We start from the raw sequence: 13666 nt of genomic DNA, 5'->3' as shown, positions 1-13666 counted from the left end.
CATGAAACCACGCCAGCCTAGCGCGTCGCCTCACGCAGGCAACGGCGTTCAGCCGAGCGCCGGGCGCAGATCACGGTTATGCGACTGGACGTGCCGCGCGGGTTGCCCGAACGTCGGTCCGGGGCGTCGGGGACACGGGACATGATCGATCTGGCACATCTCAAGCGCCGCATGGGCCAGTACGGCGCACTGTGGCTGTTCGGCTTCGCGGGGGCGATGGCCGCGATCCTCGTGCTGGGTGTGTTCGGCGCGGACATGATGGCGGCTGCGGATTTGGCGCTGCCGGTGCTTTGGGTCGCGCTGGGGCTGGCCGTCGTGGTCGGCCTGGGGCTGACCTGGGCGAGGGGGCCGAGCCTGGGGACCAGCCTGGCGCTGACCCTGCTCGGGCTCATCCTCGTGTTGCCGCTGATGTGGGCGCCGGTGTCGGCGGCTGTCGTGATCGCCTTCTTCGCGGATCGCTCCATCGAGTATTCCGCGGCCTACGCCGGGTTCCGCATCGGCGTGAGCCGCCTGCTTCATCCGTTGTCCGAGGCGGTTTTCGGGCCGGGGCTGATCCAGCTCATGTGGTCGGCCTTCCAGGTGGCGGCGAGCGTCGTGGGCTTCCTGTCGGCCCTGGCCAATCTGTGGCCCCGCCTGCGCCGGCTCCTTGGGCCGGAGCCGGCGCAGGTCTGAGCGGCGTCAGCTCTGGAATATCCGGGCGAAGCCGCCCCACATCATCCGCTTGCCGTCGAACGGCATGTCCATCGCCTGCCAGGCCGGATCGGTGTCCATGGTGGCGTAACAGGCGTCGGCGGTCGCCTTGTCGGGCCACCTGATCCAGGACAGGACGACCACCTCGTCGTCCTGCTTCTTCACCGCCATCGGAAAGCTGGTCACTTGCCCGTCGGGGACGTCGTCGCCCCAGGTCTCGACCTGCTCGAGCGCCCCGTAGCGCTGGAAATGCGGCCACGCCGCCTGGGCGGAGGCGATGTAGCGGTTCTTGTCGGCGGCTTTCACCGGAAGCAGGAAGCCTGTGTAGTAGGTCATGGGGGTCTCCTTCGTGGGGCCCTATCGCTCGCGACGCGGTCGCTCGCTGCTTGAGGGCTCATGGGTGGGTGGGGCCCTGTCGCTCGCGCCGCGGTCGCCAGCGGCGCGAGGGGCGGTCAGCGGACGGCGGCGGCGACCGCGCGGTCGAGCGCGGCGATGTCGATCCTGGTCATGGTCATCATGGCCTCGAACCCGGCTTTCGCCGTCGCCGGATCGGGGGAGGTCACCAGCTCGATCAGCCGGCGCGGCGTGATCTGCCAGTTCACACCCCACCGGTCCTTGCACCAGCCGCAGGCGCTCTCAGCGCCGCCATTGGAGACAATGGCGTCCCACAGCCGGTCGGTCTCCGCCTGGTCGTCGGTCAGGATGGTGAAGGACATCGCCTCCGTGTGCGGGAAGATCGGGCCCCCGGCGAGGGCCACGAAGGACCGTCCGGCCAGGGTGAAGGCGACCGTCAGCTCCTCACCCGTCGCGTGGCCGCTGTGGGGATTGTCGGCGGGGCTGGTGTTCACCTGGTCGATGCGGCTGTCGAGCAGGCCCAGCGACATGTAGAACTGGACGGCCTTCAGGGCCTGGCCCCGGTCGTACCAGAGGCAGGGGACGATCTTGTCGGTCAGGAGCGGGCCTCCTCGGCCAGGGTGTGCGCGACCAGGGCTTTGGCGTGGCCGTGGCCCAGGCCGTGGTCCGACTTCAGCATCGCCACCAGCTCCATGTGCCTGGCGGGCCTGCCCGCGCGGATGATCTCCTTCCAGTGGGCGATGGGCTTGCCGTAGGTCTTCTCGATAGACGGGAAGTAGGATTTGGGACCCTTGACCACGGGCTTGTCGGTCATGATCCCCGCTCCAGACGTTCGGCGACCTCGGCCAGTTGATCGGCGGCGGCGCCCCAGCCGGGTTCGAAGCCCATCTCCGCGTGTTTCGCCGCAGCGGCCTCGTCCCAGTGGCGCGCGCGGGCGGTGTAGCGCGTGCCGTCGCCCTCGGGTTCGAAGGTGTCGATACGGACGAAGTTCATGTCGCCGGGCTGGGGCACGAAGCCTTCGGTCATGGCTCCGGTGGTGACGAGGCGCCGGCCGGGCTCCACCAGCAGCACGACGCCGCGATAGGCGTGCTGTTCGCCCTCGGGGGACTGCATGACGACATCGGCGCGACCGCCGGGCGCCAGGCCATAATCGACGCTGACGGTGCTCCAGGGCCGGGGAGTGAACCACTCGGTCGCGTGGTCGATGAAGGCGGTCCACCCCGTCTCCGGTCCGGCGGCGATGAAGCGGGTCACGCTGAGCTCGTGGGGAACGGACATCAGGCGGGTTCCATCTCGGCGGCGAAGGCCTCGGGGCCCTTCTCGGCGGCGGCGGGGTCCATCCACATGACCTCCCAGATATGGCCGTCCGGGTCCTCGAAGCTGCGACCGTACATGAAGCCGTAGTCCTGGGGCGCGATAGGGTCCATGCGACCGCCCGCGTTCCAGGCGGCCTCGGCCATGGCGTCCACGGCCTCGCGACTGTCCGCCGAGAGGCACAACAAAACCTCGGCGGTCTCGCGTGACGGGATCGGCCGGGGCGAGAAGCCCGAGAACTTCTCGTGGGTCAGCAGCATGACGTGGATGTGCTCGGAGAAGGTCATGCAGGCGGCGGTGTCATCGGTGAAGCGTGGGTCGTTCACCGCGCCGACGCTCGCGTAGAAGGTCTTGGCGGCGGCGAGGTCGTCGACCGGCAGGTTGATGAAGATCATGCGGGACATTTGTCCCCTCCCTTGGAACGGCGAAGGCGCGCCGGTTCCCTCCCTGCGGCGCCTCCGGATTGAACGCGTCTGAAGCGCGTTCGACGCTTCGACGTTGCACAGCGTCGTCTAAAGAGTTATCTTTGTCAACGATGAAGTCAAAAAAAATAACTTACTTGGTCGGAGGGCGGCCGCGCTGGTATGAGGACGCCTGCGGGACGGCTCACGCGATGGAACTGGTGGGTGAGCGGTGGTCCCTGATGATCGTGCGAGAGCTGATGTTCGGGCCACGCCGGTTCAGCGACATCCGTTCGGCCCTGCCGGGGATCAGCGCCAACGTGCTGACGCAGCGGCTGGAGACGCTCGAGGCCCACGGCGTGGTCGAGCGGACTCGCCTGCCGCCGCCGGCGTCGGTCCAGGTCTATGGCCTCACCCCCTGGGGCTACGAGGCCGACGAGATGATCATGGCGCTGGGCCGCTGGGCGGCGCGGTCGCCGGACCATGATCCGAGCCTGCCGTTGTCGAACACGTCGCTGATGATGTCGTTTCGGACGATGTTCGATCCGGGCAAGGCGGCGGGGGATGGCGGTCGGTTCGGCTTCCGGCTGGGCGAGGAGACCTTCGTCGTCACCGTCGCCGATGGACGGCTGACGGCGGCGCGGGCCCCGGCCGAGAGCGTCGACGTCGTCTTCGTCGGCGCGCCGGAACCGATCGCGGGCTTCGTCTATGAGAATGTCCCGCTGGAGGCCCTGGGCGATGCGCTCGAACTGGAAGGCGACGCCGCGCGAGCATTGGCCTTCCAGTCCTGGTTCAAGCTGCCGCCGAAGGCGACGAAGCCTCAACCGCCGGAATAGCCGCCGATGATCGGCAGGATCTCGCCGGTGATGAAGCTCGACATCTGGGGCGAGGCCAGGAAGACGAAGGCGGGGGCGATCTCCTCCGGCTGGGCGGGGCGCTTCATCACCGTCTGCGCCCCGAACTGAGCCACATCCTCGGCCGACCGGTCGGCGGGGTTCAGCGGGGTCCAGACCGGGCCGGGCGCCACGACATTCACACGGATGCCGCGGGGCGCCAGGTGCGTGCCCAACGAGCGGGCGAAGGCGTGGATGCCGCCCTTGGTCATCGAATAGTCGAGCAGCTGCTTGTTCCCCATCAGGCCCGTGACCGAGCCGGTCATGACGATGGCGCCGCCGGTCTTCATGTGCGGGACCGCCGCCTGGGTCAGGTTGAAGTAGCCGTAGAGATTGGTCTTCAGCGTCCGATCGAAGTGTTCGAAGGTCAGGTCCTCGAACCGCTCCACATGCTCCTGGAAGGCGGCGTTCGGCACCAGCACGTCCAGCCGGCCGAAGGCGTCCAGCGTCGCCTTCACCGCCGCCTTGCAGAACGCCGGGTCCGCCACGTCGCCCTGGAGCACGATGGCCCGGCGGCCTTCGGCCTCGACCGCGCGCTTCGTGTGCTCGGCGTCGCCGTCCTCGTCGAGATGGCAGATGGCGACGTCGCAGCCCTCGCGCGCGAACAGCACGGCCACCGCGCGGCCGATGCCGGAGTCCGCGCCGGTGATCAGGGCGGCGAAGCCTTCCAGCTTGCCCGAGCCCTTCCAGAAAGGGGCGTCATACATGGGCGCGGGGTCAAGCGCCGCCTCGTCGCCGGGCTTGATCTGATGCTGCTGCGGCAGGGGCGGTTCGGGATAGCGCCGGGCCCCCGCCTGGACCGCGCCGCCGCCGGCCTCGTCGGACGAGCCCTCCTTGGCGTCGATTCCGGCCTGGATGTCGCGCTGGGCGTCGGCGACGTCCTCGGCGGCGGGTTCGAAGCGGGCGGTGCGGTCGTCAGCGGCCATCGGCGGAGCTCTCCTGTTGGCGGTCGATCACGGTCTGGTCGCCCTGATAGGCGTCGCCCGTCGGGTCGACGCCGGGGGCGGGCGTGTTGTTCGGGTCGGCGGGAACGGCGACGGGCGCGCCCGAGGGCAGGGGCGCGGGATCGGGCGCGTCGGCGGTCAGGCCGTGGCGCGCCGCGCCGCCCTCGCGGATGTAGAGCCAGCCGATCAGGGCGGCGAGGACGAAGGCCAGGACGATCCCGCCGACGATCAGGCCTGCGCCGGGCCCTGGCTTGCGGGTCGGAGGAGGGGGCGTGGCGGTCATGCCCGTCTCAATCGCCGAGGCGCTCGGACGTTCCCGAAGCGCGCTCAGCGAACGCGGCAGCAGCCACTCGTCAACGCTGCCAACAAACTGATCTGGAACGAGAAATTCATTGAGCGGTCATCTTCGTCGCGGCAGGCTCAGGCGTCGGCGATCCCTCGCGCCGAGTCGTGAGATGAGGCCGGGGCGGCCGTCGGCCACGTGCAGACACAACCGCATCGAGGGGATGCCATGGCGAGCATCGAGTTCCAGCGTCAGCTTCAGGGCTACGGCCTGACCACCGCGCACATCTTCTATCACCTGCCCGACCATCCCCGGATCCTGCAGAGCTATGTCTGGCAGGACTACGACCTGGCGCCGGACTTCCCGGTGCTGGAGAAGTTCCTGGCCTTCTGGCGCGAGACCCTGGACGGCCCGCTGCACTCGATCCAGGTGGCGCACCGGCGCCTGATCGGGCCCAACGAGTGGCGCAAGGTCGACGCCGACTTCCGCCTCAACTGACCCGCGTCAGGTCGAGCGCGCGACGATCAGCTTGATCGTCTCGGCCTTGGAGGGCAGGTCCTCGGCCAGGCGCGAGGCGATCTCGCGCGCGCCGACGGGATAGGCGTCCCCGCCCTCGGCGACCTCGCGCGCCAGGGCGGCGGCCTGGATCAGCGCCGTCTCCAGCGCCTCCACCTGCTCGAGCGCGAGCGCGCGGGCCTCGCGCTGCAGGCGCCGGACCCGCTCGGCAGTGGTCTCGGGGGGCTTCATGAACTCATACACCTCGGACTGGACCAGCCGGAGGTCGGGGCGGGCGGGGGGATCGGACTTCCTGGGCATGACTCTGGACAAGCTGGACAGACACATCGCCAAGCTGCCCGCGCGGCGAAGGTTCCCCGATTGAGGCCGAAAGGGGGCGGGGCGTCGTCGCTTCGCCGCCGGGTGTCGCGCCGATGTCACATCCGAGGGTCGCGGACCGGCCGGGGCCGCCGTCTATCGCGACGGGGGCGCCGGATTCGGGGGCGTCTCGTTCGTGGGCGCCTCGGCCGGCGACGGGGGGGCCGCGTGCGGCGGGCAGGTGGGTACCGTGTCGGCCGAGGGCTCCAGGCCGCCGACGACGATCTGGATCACCGGCTCGGGCCAGTGTTCGAACGTCGTCATGCCGGCGGGCACGGTGCAGACCGACGTCGCCTCGGGCCCCCGCGCCCGTCCGCCCAAGTACCGCACGACGAAGCCGCCGTACTTCAGGCCGGTGTCCTGGCCGTTCTCCACCTTCAGCAGCGAGCCCACGTCCTGGCGCCCGTGCAGGCCGAAGCGCAGGGTGCCCGGCGCGGCGCCGTTCAGCTCGGCGGCGGGGCTGCCGTCCCGGGGCGGCAGCACGTCCTCCACCCGAATGGCGTCGACGGCGATCAGGTCATAGGTCCCGTCGGCGTTGCGCCGCAGCGTCGCCCGCTCGCCCACCGCGACGTTCAGCGTGCCCTGGACGAAGGCCGACCGGCGGCCCTCGATCTGCTGCGGCGTCTGGGGATGGGGCGTCGCCGCCGGGGGCGTCTGCGGCGCGCCCTGCAGGAGTCCGGACAGAAGCAGGGTCGCCAGCATGGGTACGCTCCGAGGGCACTGCGGCCACCGGACCCCGGATGGAGGGCGAGGTCAAGCGGAGCCGTGAAAAGCGGAGGCCGAAACCGGGCCCGGCCGCCGCCTGGCCGCCGTCCCCAGGTATGTTCTTCTTATGTTCTTGATCGCCGCCGGGGCCCGGGGCAGGGTCGCGGCCGGGTCGGTGAGCGGATGTTGAACGAAGGACTTGAGCGCCCCCCATGCCCCCTGCCTGGCCCCCTGCCATGCCCCTGCCGATTTCCGACGCCGAGCCCTGTGCTGAGCCCCCGCCGCGACCCGCCACGTCCCTCGCGCGGGGCGAGCCGGGCGAGGACCGGGCGCTGCGCCTGCTGCGCGACGCCGGCTACCTGGCGGCGCAAGGGGCGGCCGGCCGCGCGGGCATCTCCACCCTGCTGGCCGAGATCGAACGCCGCCACCCCGGCGAAATCGCCCGCATGGCCGCGACGCTGGAGCTGAGGCGGTTGGGCCTGCGGGCATGAGCCTTGTTCGGCCCCCCTACGGCCAGTCGGGCGCCGCCCACTCCGGCAGCTTCTCCCGCGCCCGCCAGTCGGCGCGATACAGCCGCGCCAGCGCCCGGGTCATGGTCTCCAGCGAACCCATCCGTCCCTCGGCGTCCCAGATCACCGCCGCCCAGGCCTGGTCGAGGTTGCGGGCCCGGTCGTCGGCGGCGACCTCGGGGCCCAGGTGCTCGGCCCGCCACTGCATGACGAACGGCAGGTGCCACAGGGGCACGTCCTCCGGCCGCTTGCCGACCAGCGCTGCCGCCAGCGCCCGGGCCAGGTCCCGCTCCTCCGCCAGCCGCGCCGAAAAGGCGTCCCAGCGGGCCGCCGCATAGCCGGACCAGCCCTCCGCCGGCTCGACCGGGCCGAACACCGGGTCCGGCCGCTTCCAGGCCTCCGCCTCGCGCCGCTTCCACAGGGCGTGCACCCCGACGTCATAGCGCTTCGCCACCGACCGCGCCGTCTCCCCGCCCTCCCACGCCTTGCGCACCTCGGCCCAGACGGCGTCTGGGCGGATACGGCGGCGGGACGGGGTCTCGGTCATGGGCGGGGAGGCTAGGGCCTCGCTGCGTCAGGGGCGGACGTGGGGGGATCGATTGCTCTCTGCGCGGGGAGACGGGGGCAGCGAGCGATCACGTCCGCCGATACGTTCCCCGTCCGTTGAACGCCAGCCAGCCCCGGTCGCGGAGGACCTGGAGCTGCTGCCTGATCTTGGGGCGGACGTTGCGGTTGCCGGGGTAGAGGGCCGAGAGGGCGGCCTCGTGGGCGTAGACGTCGTCGAGGGTGAACTCCGGGCGGCCCACCGCCTCCACCGCCCGCATGACGGCGAGCAGCCAGCCGCGCGCGTTCAGGCTGGCGTCCTTCAGGAACAGGGTGGAGCGCCAGCGGTCCACGACCTCGGCGCGCGGGGTAACCGCGCCGCCGGTGATCAGGGGGATGCGGCCGGATGCGGGCACGTCGCCGATCAGGATGTTGCAGCCCTGCCATCCGGCGCGGCGGGCGGTTGGGCCGAGCGGTTTTCGCGGCTCGATCAGGTCCGCGGTGAAGAAGTGGCGGGGCACGACGATCAGGTCGGTGACGCGGGCGCGGCCCGGATCGTAACTCATGACCATCAGGCTGGGGTTGTTCCGCGCCTTCAGCCGCGCGGTCATCGCGCCATAGGCGCCGTCCATGATCCGCCGCTTGATCGGCCCGCGCTGGGCCTTGAGCTCATATTCCTCGGCGCAGGTGGAGCAGTGAAAGTCCGCCACGGGGGAGTTGGCCTTGAAGGCGGCCAGAGGCTCCGCGCCGCAGGAGGGGCAGAAGCCGTGCATCGCCATCCAGCCCTCCGACAGGACGCGGACGTTCTGCGATGCGCTTGCGAAGACGGCGGCGTCCTCGGCGAAGCCGAGATTGCGGAAAGGTTCGTCGTCGGCGGCCATGCCGCAACATGACGGCGGCTTGGCTAATCAGGCCTTACCGCGAGTGTAGTCGTCGATGTCGTTCCAGTCCTCGTCGATGGCGGACATGCGGACCGCGTCGAACTCGGTCACGCCGTGGTTCTCCCAGGCGACCTTGACGTGGCCTTCGTAGACGAGATCGACGGCCTCCTCGGCGGAGTCGGCTTCAACCTCGCAGGTGTAGTCGACGTAGGCGTCGACGCGGGAAAGGATGCGGAAGATCGGCATGGCAGTGGCTCCCTGATCCGGAATCAGGGATCCACAACAATGGGTTGGGTGCAAGCGAGATTGCTCTCCTTACTCGTCGTCCTCGGCCGCAGCCTTCGAATTTTTGGTCCTTATCGGCGGAGATGGCTCTGGATAGAAGGGCAGCATTTCCAGCGTTTCCATTAGCATCATTTCGAGCATTTTCGCGCTGTCGTAGTTTCGTTCTAGGAACGGGCTACGTCGAAGGACCATCAACGCTTCGCGGAAGCGGTCCGCCGATTCTCTCCCCGCCTCAGCGTTGCCGTCGCGGACACAACGGTAGGTTTCCAAGGCGAGCTCGTAGAGCCAAGGGAAATCATCGCGCAGAAGCCCCGCGAACATAAGCAGTTGGAGAGGGTCACCTGGACCTCGGCCAACCCTGTGAGCCAACTCCATCATCATGCCTGGAGGAACCCGTCTGCGATTGCGCCGTCGGCCGGATGGATCGTCATCCATCACGTCACGAAATTTCATTTCCACAGAACGAACACTCGCCACAAGTTCTTCAAGAATCTCGCCTTGGGTGCGCGTCTTCTTCGGGGCCGATCCCGAAGCAGGAATTTTTTCGACTTTCCCTTTGAGGTCTGGCCACATCGGCTCGAAGAGGCGGACGAGACGCTCTTCCGCAATCGGCACGGGCGCACATTTATTGAGGCTGAAAATGAGCCGCTTGATGCCATCGTCGTCGGCCTTCTCTGACTGAAACTGGGTCAGCGGGCCGGAGATTTCACTGACATCGAGGTCAAGACGAAGCGGAATGACACGGCCGTCTTCCATTGATTTGGCCAGCGCGCCTGACTCGAATAGCAGCCAAGGCGCTTCTAGGTTGTCTTTCGTCACGCATATGATCCCGAAGTTGGAATCTTGTAGACCTTTGGCGATCTCGTTTCCCCACCGATCACCTGACTTGATGTCTGACGTCGATAGCCACGGCTCCGCGTAGTGAAGCACCAGGGGCAACCAGTCGCGCAATGCGAGCGCCAGAGTTTGGCTTCGTTGGCCACTCCAGCTGATGAATATCTTCACGGCATCCCCTCAGATCACAACGGATTCCCTAACCCGCCCGACCGGCCTCCGCAATGCAACCGTTGGGTACAGCCCTCACCGCCCCTTCCTGAACCGCTCCGCCTTCTCCGCATTGGCCTCCGCGCGCCAGCGCTTGGGCGCGGCGGTGTCGACCGCCTCGCCTTCGCCGGTCAGGACCACGTTGGCGAACGCCGGGTCCATGGGCGTCTTGCCCTATCCCCGGAGCCGCGCGGGAAGGTCCATCCGCTCGTCCAGAACACGCACGACGCGCAGGGTGTCGCCCGAGAGGCGGAAGGCGATCAGGTGGCGAGGTTGGCCGACACGGTCGGCGGGCGCGAGGCGCGTGCGGCTGTGGCGGAGCGGATAGAGCCGCAGGTCGGATCGGTCGCTGTCGTGGCGTCGAACGCCGGTCCGGTCCGGCTCGGCGCACAGGTCGGCGAGCGCCTGGTCGATCAGCAAGGTGTATCGATCCACGGCCTGCGGGCCAAAGGTTTTATGGCTGGTTCGCAAGGCGCGGGCGATGTCGTCCCTGGCTCGCGCCGAGATGTCCAGCCGCATCAACGCGGTTCGGCCTTGACCTCGCGTCCGAGCCCGTCGAGCCAGGCCCTGGTGTCGGTGACCGTCTCATACCGCCCGGCGTCGAGGTCATCGAGGCCCTCCTGGATCAGGCGATTGAAGCGCGCCTCGCGGGCCGCGTCGTCTTCCGCATTCGCCAGGCGTTCGAGGGCCTCTTCGATGACGGCCTCGGCGTCGGGGTAGGCGCCCGAGGCGACCTGATCGTCGACGAACCGCTGATGATCCGGAGACAGGGAAAGGGCGCGGCTGGGCATGAAGGGAGATTAGCAGATTGGGGGTGGGGCAAGAACCCCTCCGTCTCTCCGCTGCGCTCCGAGCCACCTCCCCATCGCTCCGCGATGGGGAGGAGACGGTGGGTTACCGCCCCTTCCTGAACCGCTCCGCCTTCTCCGCATTGGCCTCCGCGCGCCAGCGCTTGGGCGCGGCGGTGTCGACCGCCTCGCCTTCGCCGGTCAGGACCTCGTTGGCGAACTCCAGGTCCATGAGCTTCATCCGCTTGATCTCGTCGCGCAGGCGGGCGGCTTCCTCGAACTCCAGGTTGGCGGCGGCGTCGCGCATGCGGGTCTCCAGGTCCTTGAGGGCGGCCTGGAAGTTGGAGCCGACGAAGGGCTTGGCGTCCTCGCGCACGCCGGGCGCGGTGAGGCTGTCCAGGGCGCGGGACTCATAGGGGCTGGCCAGGATCTCCTTGATGTCGCGCTTGACGCTCTCGGGCGTGATGCCGTGGGCGGTGTTGTAGGCGATCTGCTTCTCGCGCCGGCGCTGGGTTTCGGCCATGGCGCGCTCCATCGAGCCGGTGATCCGGTCGGCGTAGAGGATGACGCGGCCGTCCACGTTGCGCGCCGCGCGGCCGATGGTCTGGACCAGGCTGGTTTCGGACCGCAGGAAGCCCTCCTTGTCCGCATCCAGGATGGCGACCAGGCCGCATTCGGGGATGTCGAGCCCCTCGCGCAGCAGGTTGATGCCGATCAGGACGTCGAAGGCGCCGAGCCTGAGGTCGCGGATGATCTCGATGCGCTCGATGGTGTCGACGTCGGAGTGCATATAGCGCACGCGCACCCCCTGTTCGTGCATGTACTCGGTCAGGTCCTCGGCCATCTTCTTGGTCAGAACGGTGACGAGCGAGCGGTAGCCGGCGCGGGCCGTGTCCTTCACCTCGGCGATGACGTCGTCGACCTGGTTGCGCGTGGTTCCCGTGACCGGGCGCACCTCGACCGGCGGGTCGATCAGGCCGGTGGGGCGGATGACCTGCTCGGTGAAGACGCCGCCGGTGCGCTCCATCTCCCACGACCCCGGGGTGGCGGAGACATGGATGGTCTGGGGCCGCATGGCGTCCCACTCGTCGAACTTCAGCGGGCGGTTGTCGATGCAGGAGGGCAGGCGGAAGCCGTATTCGGCGAGCGTGGACTTCCGCCGGTAGTCGCCCCGGAACATGCCGCCGATCTGGCCGATGGTGACGTGGCTCTCGTCCACGAACAGGAGCGCATTGTCGGGGATGTATTCGAAGAAGGTGGGCGGGGGCTCGCCGGGCGCGCGGCCGGTCAGCCAGCGGGAGTAGTTCTCGATGCCGGCGCAGGAGCCGGTCGCCTCCATCATCTCGATGTCGAAGCGGGTGCGTTGTTCGAGGCGCTGGGCCTCGAGCAGCTTGCCGTTCTCGACCATCCAGTCGAGCGTCTCCTTCAGCTCGGCCTTGATGCCGGTGATGGCCTGGTTGAGCGTCGGGCGGGGCGTGACGTAGTGGCTGGCGGCGTAGACGGTGACCTCGGTCAGGTCCGCGGTCTTGGCGCCGGTCAGGGGGTCGAACTCGGCGATGGCCTCGATCTCGTCACCGAACAGGCTGACGCGCCAGGCGCGGTCCTCCTGGTGGACGGGGAAGATCTCCAGCGTGTCGCCGCGCTTCCTGAACATGCCGCGCTCGAAGGCGGCGTCGTTGCGCTTGTACTGCAGCGCGATCAGGTCGGCCCGCAGCTTCGCCTCGTCGATCGTGTCGCCGACCTTCAGGGTGAAGGTCATGGCGGTGTAGGTCTCCACCGAACCGATGCCGTAGATGCAGCTGACCGAGGCGACCACGATGACGTCGTCCCGCTCCAGGATCGCCCGCGTCGCGGCGTGCCGCATCCGGTCGATCTGCTCGTTTATGCTGGAGTCTTTTTCAATATAAGTGTCAGTGCGCGGAACATAGGCTTCCGGCTGGTAGTAGTCGTAGTAGCTGACGAAGTATTCGACCGCGTTGTCGGGGAAGAAGGCCTTGAACTCCGAGTAGAGTTGTGCGGCCAAAGTCTTGTTCGGCGCAAGTATAAGCGCCGGGCGCTGGGTCTGTTCGATGACCTTGGCCATGGTGAAGGTCTTGCCCGAGCCGGTGACGCCGAGCAGGACCTGGTCGCGCTCGCCGGCCTTGGCCGTCTCGACCAGCTCGGCGATGGCGGCGGGCTGGTCGCCGGCGGGGGTGTAGGACGACACCAGGCGGAACGGCTTGCGGATGCGCGCGTCCGGCCGCGAGGGGCGGTGCGGGGACCAGTCCTGGGCGGCGCCCGGCGCCTCCTCCGGCGTCAGGCGGGGGCCGACAACGGGCGCGAACATCGGCATCCTCGCCATAGGATCGGCGCCGGCGGGCACGAAGGTCGCGGGCGCCTCGGCGACGCCGGAGGCGGAAGACTTGCGGGGAGAACGAGCCATGAACGCCAAGATAGGACGGGGCGAAGATATGCGCCATAGAACGTCCGGCCAGGCCGCGCGTTCAGCGGCCGCGCTGGCCCTGCTGCTGGCGCTGGCGTCGTGCGGGCGAGCGAACCCGCCGCCGCCGGGCTGGCCCGGCGCGCCGGGAAATCCCACGCCCTATCCGACGGTGACGCGGGCGACGGCGGCGTTCGAGGCCTGCGTCGCCGAGCTGACGGCGCTGGACGTGCGCTTCTCGCCCACGCCGGACCGGATCGACAGCGAGGCCTGCCGGGTGGAGGGCGCGGGCGCCCTGGTCGCCGACATGGCGGTGCGCAACAGCCTGTCGCCGGGCCGACCCGTCATGACCTGCCGCCTGGCCGGCGACCTGACCGCCTGGCGGCGCGACCTGGACGCGATCGCGCGGGAGATCCTGGCCGCGGAGGTGCAGACCATCGACCACTACGGCGTCTACGCTTGCCGCACGGTCAGCAACCGGCCGGGCGCGCGCATGAGCGCCCACGCGCGGGCCGAGGCGATCGACATCGCCGGCTTCCGCCTGACCGACGGGCGTCGCATCACGGTGGCGGCGGACTGGTCGGGCGAGGGGCCGGGCGGAGACGAGGGGGCGCGGTTCCTGCGGGCCGTGCGGGACGCGGGCTGCCGCCGCTTCGGCACGGTGCTGAGCCCCGACTACGACGCGGCGCACGAGGACCATCTGCATCTGGAGCCCGGCGGACGGCTGTGCCGCTGAGCCG

Annotated in this window: 22 protein-coding genes; 5 read left to right on the top strand and 17 right to left on the bottom strand. The window is 69.1% G+C overall.

The window, feature by feature from the left end; translation table 11 throughout:
- Window positions 1-141 precede the first annotated feature (141 nt).
- The gene (locus ACFFGE_RS04810) at window positions 142-672 is read left to right on the top strand and encodes a hypothetical protein (protein WP_376834823.1); all 531 of its coding nucleotides are present in this window, start codon (window positions 142-144) and stop codon (window positions 670-672) included.
- 6 nt (window positions 673-678) lie between these two features.
- On the opposite strand, the gene ACFFGE_RS04805 is transcribed toward ACFFGE_RS04810, so the two are convergent.
- From ACFFGE_RS04805 to ACFFGE_RS04785, 5 genes are all read right to left on the bottom strand, one after another.
- A complete protein-coding gene (locus tag ACFFGE_RS04805; RefSeq protein ID WP_376834822.1) occupies window positions 679-1026 on the bottom strand; it encodes a DUF1428 domain-containing protein in 348 nt (115 codons plus the stop codon).
- A gap of 116 nt (window positions 1027-1142) precedes the next feature.
- Window positions 1143-1631 carry a VOC family protein gene (locus ACFFGE_RS04800; RefSeq protein WP_376835216.1) on the bottom strand — a complete coding sequence of 163 codons (489 nt, stop codon included), beginning with the start codon at window positions 1629-1631 and terminating at the stop codon, window positions 1143-1145.
- Window positions 1632-1639: 8 nt separating this feature from the next.
- Window positions 1640-1858, bottom strand: coding sequence for a DUF4287 domain-containing protein (locus ACFFGE_RS04795; protein WP_376834821.1), 219 nt, complete (start codon window positions 1856-1858; stop codon window positions 1640-1642).
- Complete coding sequence (locus ACFFGE_RS04790; RefSeq protein ID WP_376834819.1) at window positions 1855-2322, bottom strand: SRPBCC domain-containing protein; 468 nt, start codon at window positions 2320-2322, stop codon at window positions 1855-1857. The genes ACFFGE_RS04795 and ACFFGE_RS04790 overlap by 4 nt, the downstream gene beginning before the upstream one ends.
- Entirely contained in the window at window positions 2322-2762 is a 441-nt protein-coding gene (locus ACFFGE_RS04785; RefSeq protein WP_376834817.1) for a VOC family protein, read from the bottom strand. The genes ACFFGE_RS04790 and ACFFGE_RS04785 overlap by 1 nt, the downstream gene beginning before the upstream one ends.
- 209 nt (window positions 2763-2971) lie before the next feature.
- Between ACFFGE_RS04785 and ACFFGE_RS04780 the strand changes: the two genes are divergently transcribed.
- Entirely contained in the window at window positions 2972-3595 is a 624-nt protein-coding gene (locus ACFFGE_RS04780; RefSeq protein WP_376834815.1) for a winged helix-turn-helix transcriptional regulator, read from the top strand.
- On the opposite strand, the gene ACFFGE_RS04775 is transcribed toward ACFFGE_RS04780, so the two are convergent.
- On the bottom strand, window positions 3580-4578 hold the full coding sequence (locus ACFFGE_RS04775) for an SDR family oxidoreductase (RefSeq protein ID WP_376834813.1): 999 nt from the start codon (window positions 4576-4578) through the stop codon (window positions 3580-3582). The genes ACFFGE_RS04780 and ACFFGE_RS04775 overlap by 16 nt on opposite strands.
- Window positions 4568-4879 carry a hypothetical protein gene (locus ACFFGE_RS04770; RefSeq protein WP_376834811.1) on the bottom strand — a complete coding sequence of 104 codons (312 nt, stop codon included), beginning with the start codon at window positions 4877-4879 and terminating at the stop codon, window positions 4568-4570. The genes ACFFGE_RS04775 and ACFFGE_RS04770 overlap by 11 nt, the downstream gene beginning before the upstream one ends.
- A gap of 228 nt (window positions 4880-5107) precedes the next feature.
- Here ACFFGE_RS04770 and ACFFGE_RS04765 point away from each other — a divergent pair, with 228 nt between their 5' ends.
- Complete coding sequence (locus ACFFGE_RS04765) at window positions 5108-5377, top strand: usg protein (protein WP_376834809.1); 270 nt, start codon at window positions 5108-5110, stop codon at window positions 5375-5377.
- Between the two features lie 6 nt (window positions 5378-5383).
- On the opposite strand, the gene ACFFGE_RS04760 is transcribed toward ACFFGE_RS04765, so the two are convergent.
- Both ACFFGE_RS04760 and ACFFGE_RS04755 read right to left on the bottom strand, forming a co-directional pair.
- Window positions 5384-5695 (bottom strand): hypothetical protein, encoded by a 312-nt coding sequence (locus ACFFGE_RS04760; protein WP_376834807.1) that lies wholly within the window; start codon window positions 5693-5695, stop codon window positions 5384-5386.
- Window positions 5696-5848: 153 nt separating this feature from the next.
- Complete coding sequence (locus ACFFGE_RS04755) at window positions 5849-6454, bottom strand: hypothetical protein (protein WP_376834805.1); 606 nt, start codon at window positions 6452-6454, stop codon at window positions 5849-5851.
- Between the two features lie 239 nt (window positions 6455-6693).
- On the opposite strand from ACFFGE_RS04755, the gene ACFFGE_RS04750 reads away from it, so the two are divergent.
- Window positions 6694-6948, top strand: coding sequence for a hypothetical protein (locus tag ACFFGE_RS04750; RefSeq protein ID WP_376834803.1), 255 nt, complete (start codon window positions 6694-6696; stop codon window positions 6946-6948).
- A gap of 16 nt (window positions 6949-6964) precedes the next feature.
- Here the strand turns inward: ACFFGE_RS04750 and ACFFGE_RS04745 are convergent, their stop codons facing one another.
- From ACFFGE_RS04745 to uvrB, 8 genes are all read right to left on the bottom strand, one after another.
- Entirely contained in the window at window positions 6965-7513 is a 549-nt protein-coding gene (locus ACFFGE_RS04745; RefSeq protein WP_376834801.1) for a hypothetical protein, read from the bottom strand.
- A gap of 88 nt (window positions 7514-7601) precedes the next feature.
- On the bottom strand, window positions 7602-8390 hold the full coding sequence (locus tag ACFFGE_RS04740) for a DpnI domain-containing protein (RefSeq protein WP_376834799.1): 789 nt from the start codon (window positions 8388-8390) through the stop codon (window positions 7602-7604).
- 27 nt (window positions 8391-8417) lie between these two features.
- Window positions 8418-8636: a hypothetical protein gene (locus ACFFGE_RS04735; RefSeq protein WP_376834797.1), complete on the bottom strand. Its 219-nt coding sequence runs from the start codon at window positions 8634-8636 to the stop codon at window positions 8418-8420.
- Window positions 8637-8705: 69 nt separating this feature from the next.
- Window positions 8706-9680, bottom strand: coding sequence for a toll/interleukin-1 receptor domain-containing protein (locus ACFFGE_RS04730; RefSeq protein WP_376834795.1), 975 nt, complete (start codon window positions 9678-9680; stop codon window positions 8706-8708).
- 75 nt (window positions 9681-9755) lie between these two features.
- Entirely contained in the window at window positions 9756-9881 is a 126-nt protein-coding gene (locus tag ACFFGE_RS04725) for a hypothetical protein (protein ID WP_376834793.1), read from the bottom strand.
- Window positions 9882-9893: 12 nt separating this feature from the next.
- Window positions 9894-10238: a type II toxin-antitoxin system RelE/ParE family toxin gene (locus ACFFGE_RS04720; protein WP_376834791.1), complete on the bottom strand. Its 345-nt coding sequence runs from the start codon at window positions 10236-10238 to the stop codon at window positions 9894-9896.
- The gene (locus tag ACFFGE_RS04715; RefSeq protein WP_376834789.1) at window positions 10238-10510 is read right to left on the bottom strand and encodes a hypothetical protein; all 273 of its coding nucleotides are present in this window, start codon (window positions 10508-10510) and stop codon (window positions 10238-10240) included. The genes ACFFGE_RS04720 and ACFFGE_RS04715 overlap by 1 nt, the downstream gene beginning before the upstream one ends.
- Window positions 10511-10613: 103 nt before the next feature.
- Window positions 10614-12848, bottom strand: a complete 2235-nt coding sequence (gene uvrB / locus ACFFGE_RS04710; RefSeq protein WP_376835215.1) for an excinuclease ABC subunit UvrB — start codon at window positions 12846-12848, stop codon at window positions 10614-10616.
- Between the two features lie 79 nt (window positions 12849-12927).
- On the opposite strand from uvrB, the gene ACFFGE_RS04705 reads away from it, so the two are divergent.
- Window positions 12928-13662: an extensin family protein gene (locus ACFFGE_RS04705; protein ID WP_376834787.1), complete on the top strand. Its 735-nt coding sequence runs from the start codon at window positions 12928-12930 to the stop codon at window positions 13660-13662.
- Window positions 13663-13666 lie beyond the last annotated feature (4 nt).

It is taken from the genome of Brevundimonas balnearis (assembly GCF_042434805.1).
GTDB classification, from domain to species: domain Bacteria; phylum Pseudomonadota; class Alphaproteobacteria; order Caulobacterales; family Caulobacteraceae; genus Brevundimonas; species Brevundimonas balnearis.
Note: the sequence above shows the minus strand (reverse complement) of the source record. Positions and strands in the feature narration are given on the sequence as shown.

Coding starts and splice junctions, on each gene's coding strand:
- ACFFGE_RS04715 (WP_376834789.1), bottom strand. CDS start 10,510: ATGCCCAGCCGCGCCCTTTCCCTGTCTCCGGATCATCAGCGGTTCGTC.
- ACFFGE_RS04750 (WP_376834803.1), top strand. CDS start 6,694: ATGCCCCTGCCGATTTCCGACGCCGAGCCCTGTGCTGAGCCCCCGCCG.
- ACFFGE_RS04740 (WP_376834799.1), bottom strand. CDS start 8,390: ATGGCCGCCGACGACGAACCTTTCCGCAATCTCGGCTTCGCCGAGGAC.
- ACFFGE_RS04760 (WP_376834807.1), bottom strand. CDS start 5,695: ATGCCCAGGAAGTCCGATCCCCCCGCCCGCCCCGACCTCCGGCTGGTC.
- ACFFGE_RS04745 (WP_376834801.1), bottom strand. CDS start 7,513: ATGACCGAGACCCCGTCCCGCCGCCGTATCCGCCCAGACGCCGTCTGG.
- ACFFGE_RS04805 (WP_376834822.1), bottom strand. CDS start 1,026: ATGACCTACTACACAGGCTTCCTGCTTCCGGTGAAAGCCGCCGACAAG.
- ACFFGE_RS04755 (WP_376834805.1), bottom strand. CDS start 6,454: ATGCTGGCGACCCTGCTTCTGTCCGGACTCCTGCAGGGCGCGCCGCAG.
- ACFFGE_RS04795 (WP_376834821.1), bottom strand. CDS start 1,858: ATGACCGACAAGCCCGTGGTCAAGGGTCCCAAATCCTACTTCCCGTCT.
- ACFFGE_RS04765 (WP_376834809.1), top strand. CDS start 5,108: ATGGCGAGCATCGAGTTCCAGCGTCAGCTTCAGGGCTACGGCCTGACC.
- ACFFGE_RS04725 (WP_376834793.1), bottom strand. CDS start 9,881: ATGGACCCGGCGTTCGCCAACGTGGTCCTGACCGGCGAAGGCGAGGCG.
- ACFFGE_RS04775 (WP_376834813.1), bottom strand. CDS start 4,578: ATGGCCGCTGACGACCGCACCGCCCGCTTCGAACCCGCCGCCGAGGAC.
- uvrB (WP_376835215.1), bottom strand. CDS start 12,848: ATGGCGAGGATGCCGATGTTCGCGCCCGTTGTCGGCCCCCGCCTGACG.
- ACFFGE_RS04780 (WP_376834815.1), top strand. CDS start 2,972: ATGGAACTGGTGGGTGAGCGGTGGTCCCTGATGATCGTGCGAGAGCTG.
- ACFFGE_RS04790 (WP_376834819.1), bottom strand. CDS start 2,322: ATGTCCGTTCCCCACGAGCTCAGCGTGACCCGCTTCATCGCCGCCGGA.
- ACFFGE_RS04810 (WP_376834823.1), top strand. CDS start 142: ATGATCGATCTGGCACATCTCAAGCGCCGCATGGGCCAGTACGGCGCA.
- ACFFGE_RS04705 (WP_376834787.1), top strand. CDS start 12,928: ATGAACGCCAAGATAGGACGGGGCGAAGATATGCGCCATAGAACGTCC.
- ACFFGE_RS04785 (WP_376834817.1), bottom strand. CDS start 2,762: ATGTCCCGCATGATCTTCATCAACCTGCCGGTCGACGACCTCGCCGCC.
- ACFFGE_RS04735 (WP_376834797.1), bottom strand. CDS start 8,636: ATGCCGATCTTCCGCATCCTTTCCCGCGTCGACGCCTACGTCGACTAC.
- ACFFGE_RS04720 (WP_376834791.1), bottom strand. CDS start 10,238: ATGCGGCTGGACATCTCGGCGCGAGCCAGGGACGACATCGCCCGCGCC.
- ACFFGE_RS04770 (WP_376834811.1), bottom strand. CDS start 4,879: ATGACCGCCACGCCCCCTCCTCCGACCCGCAAGCCAGGGCCCGGCGCA.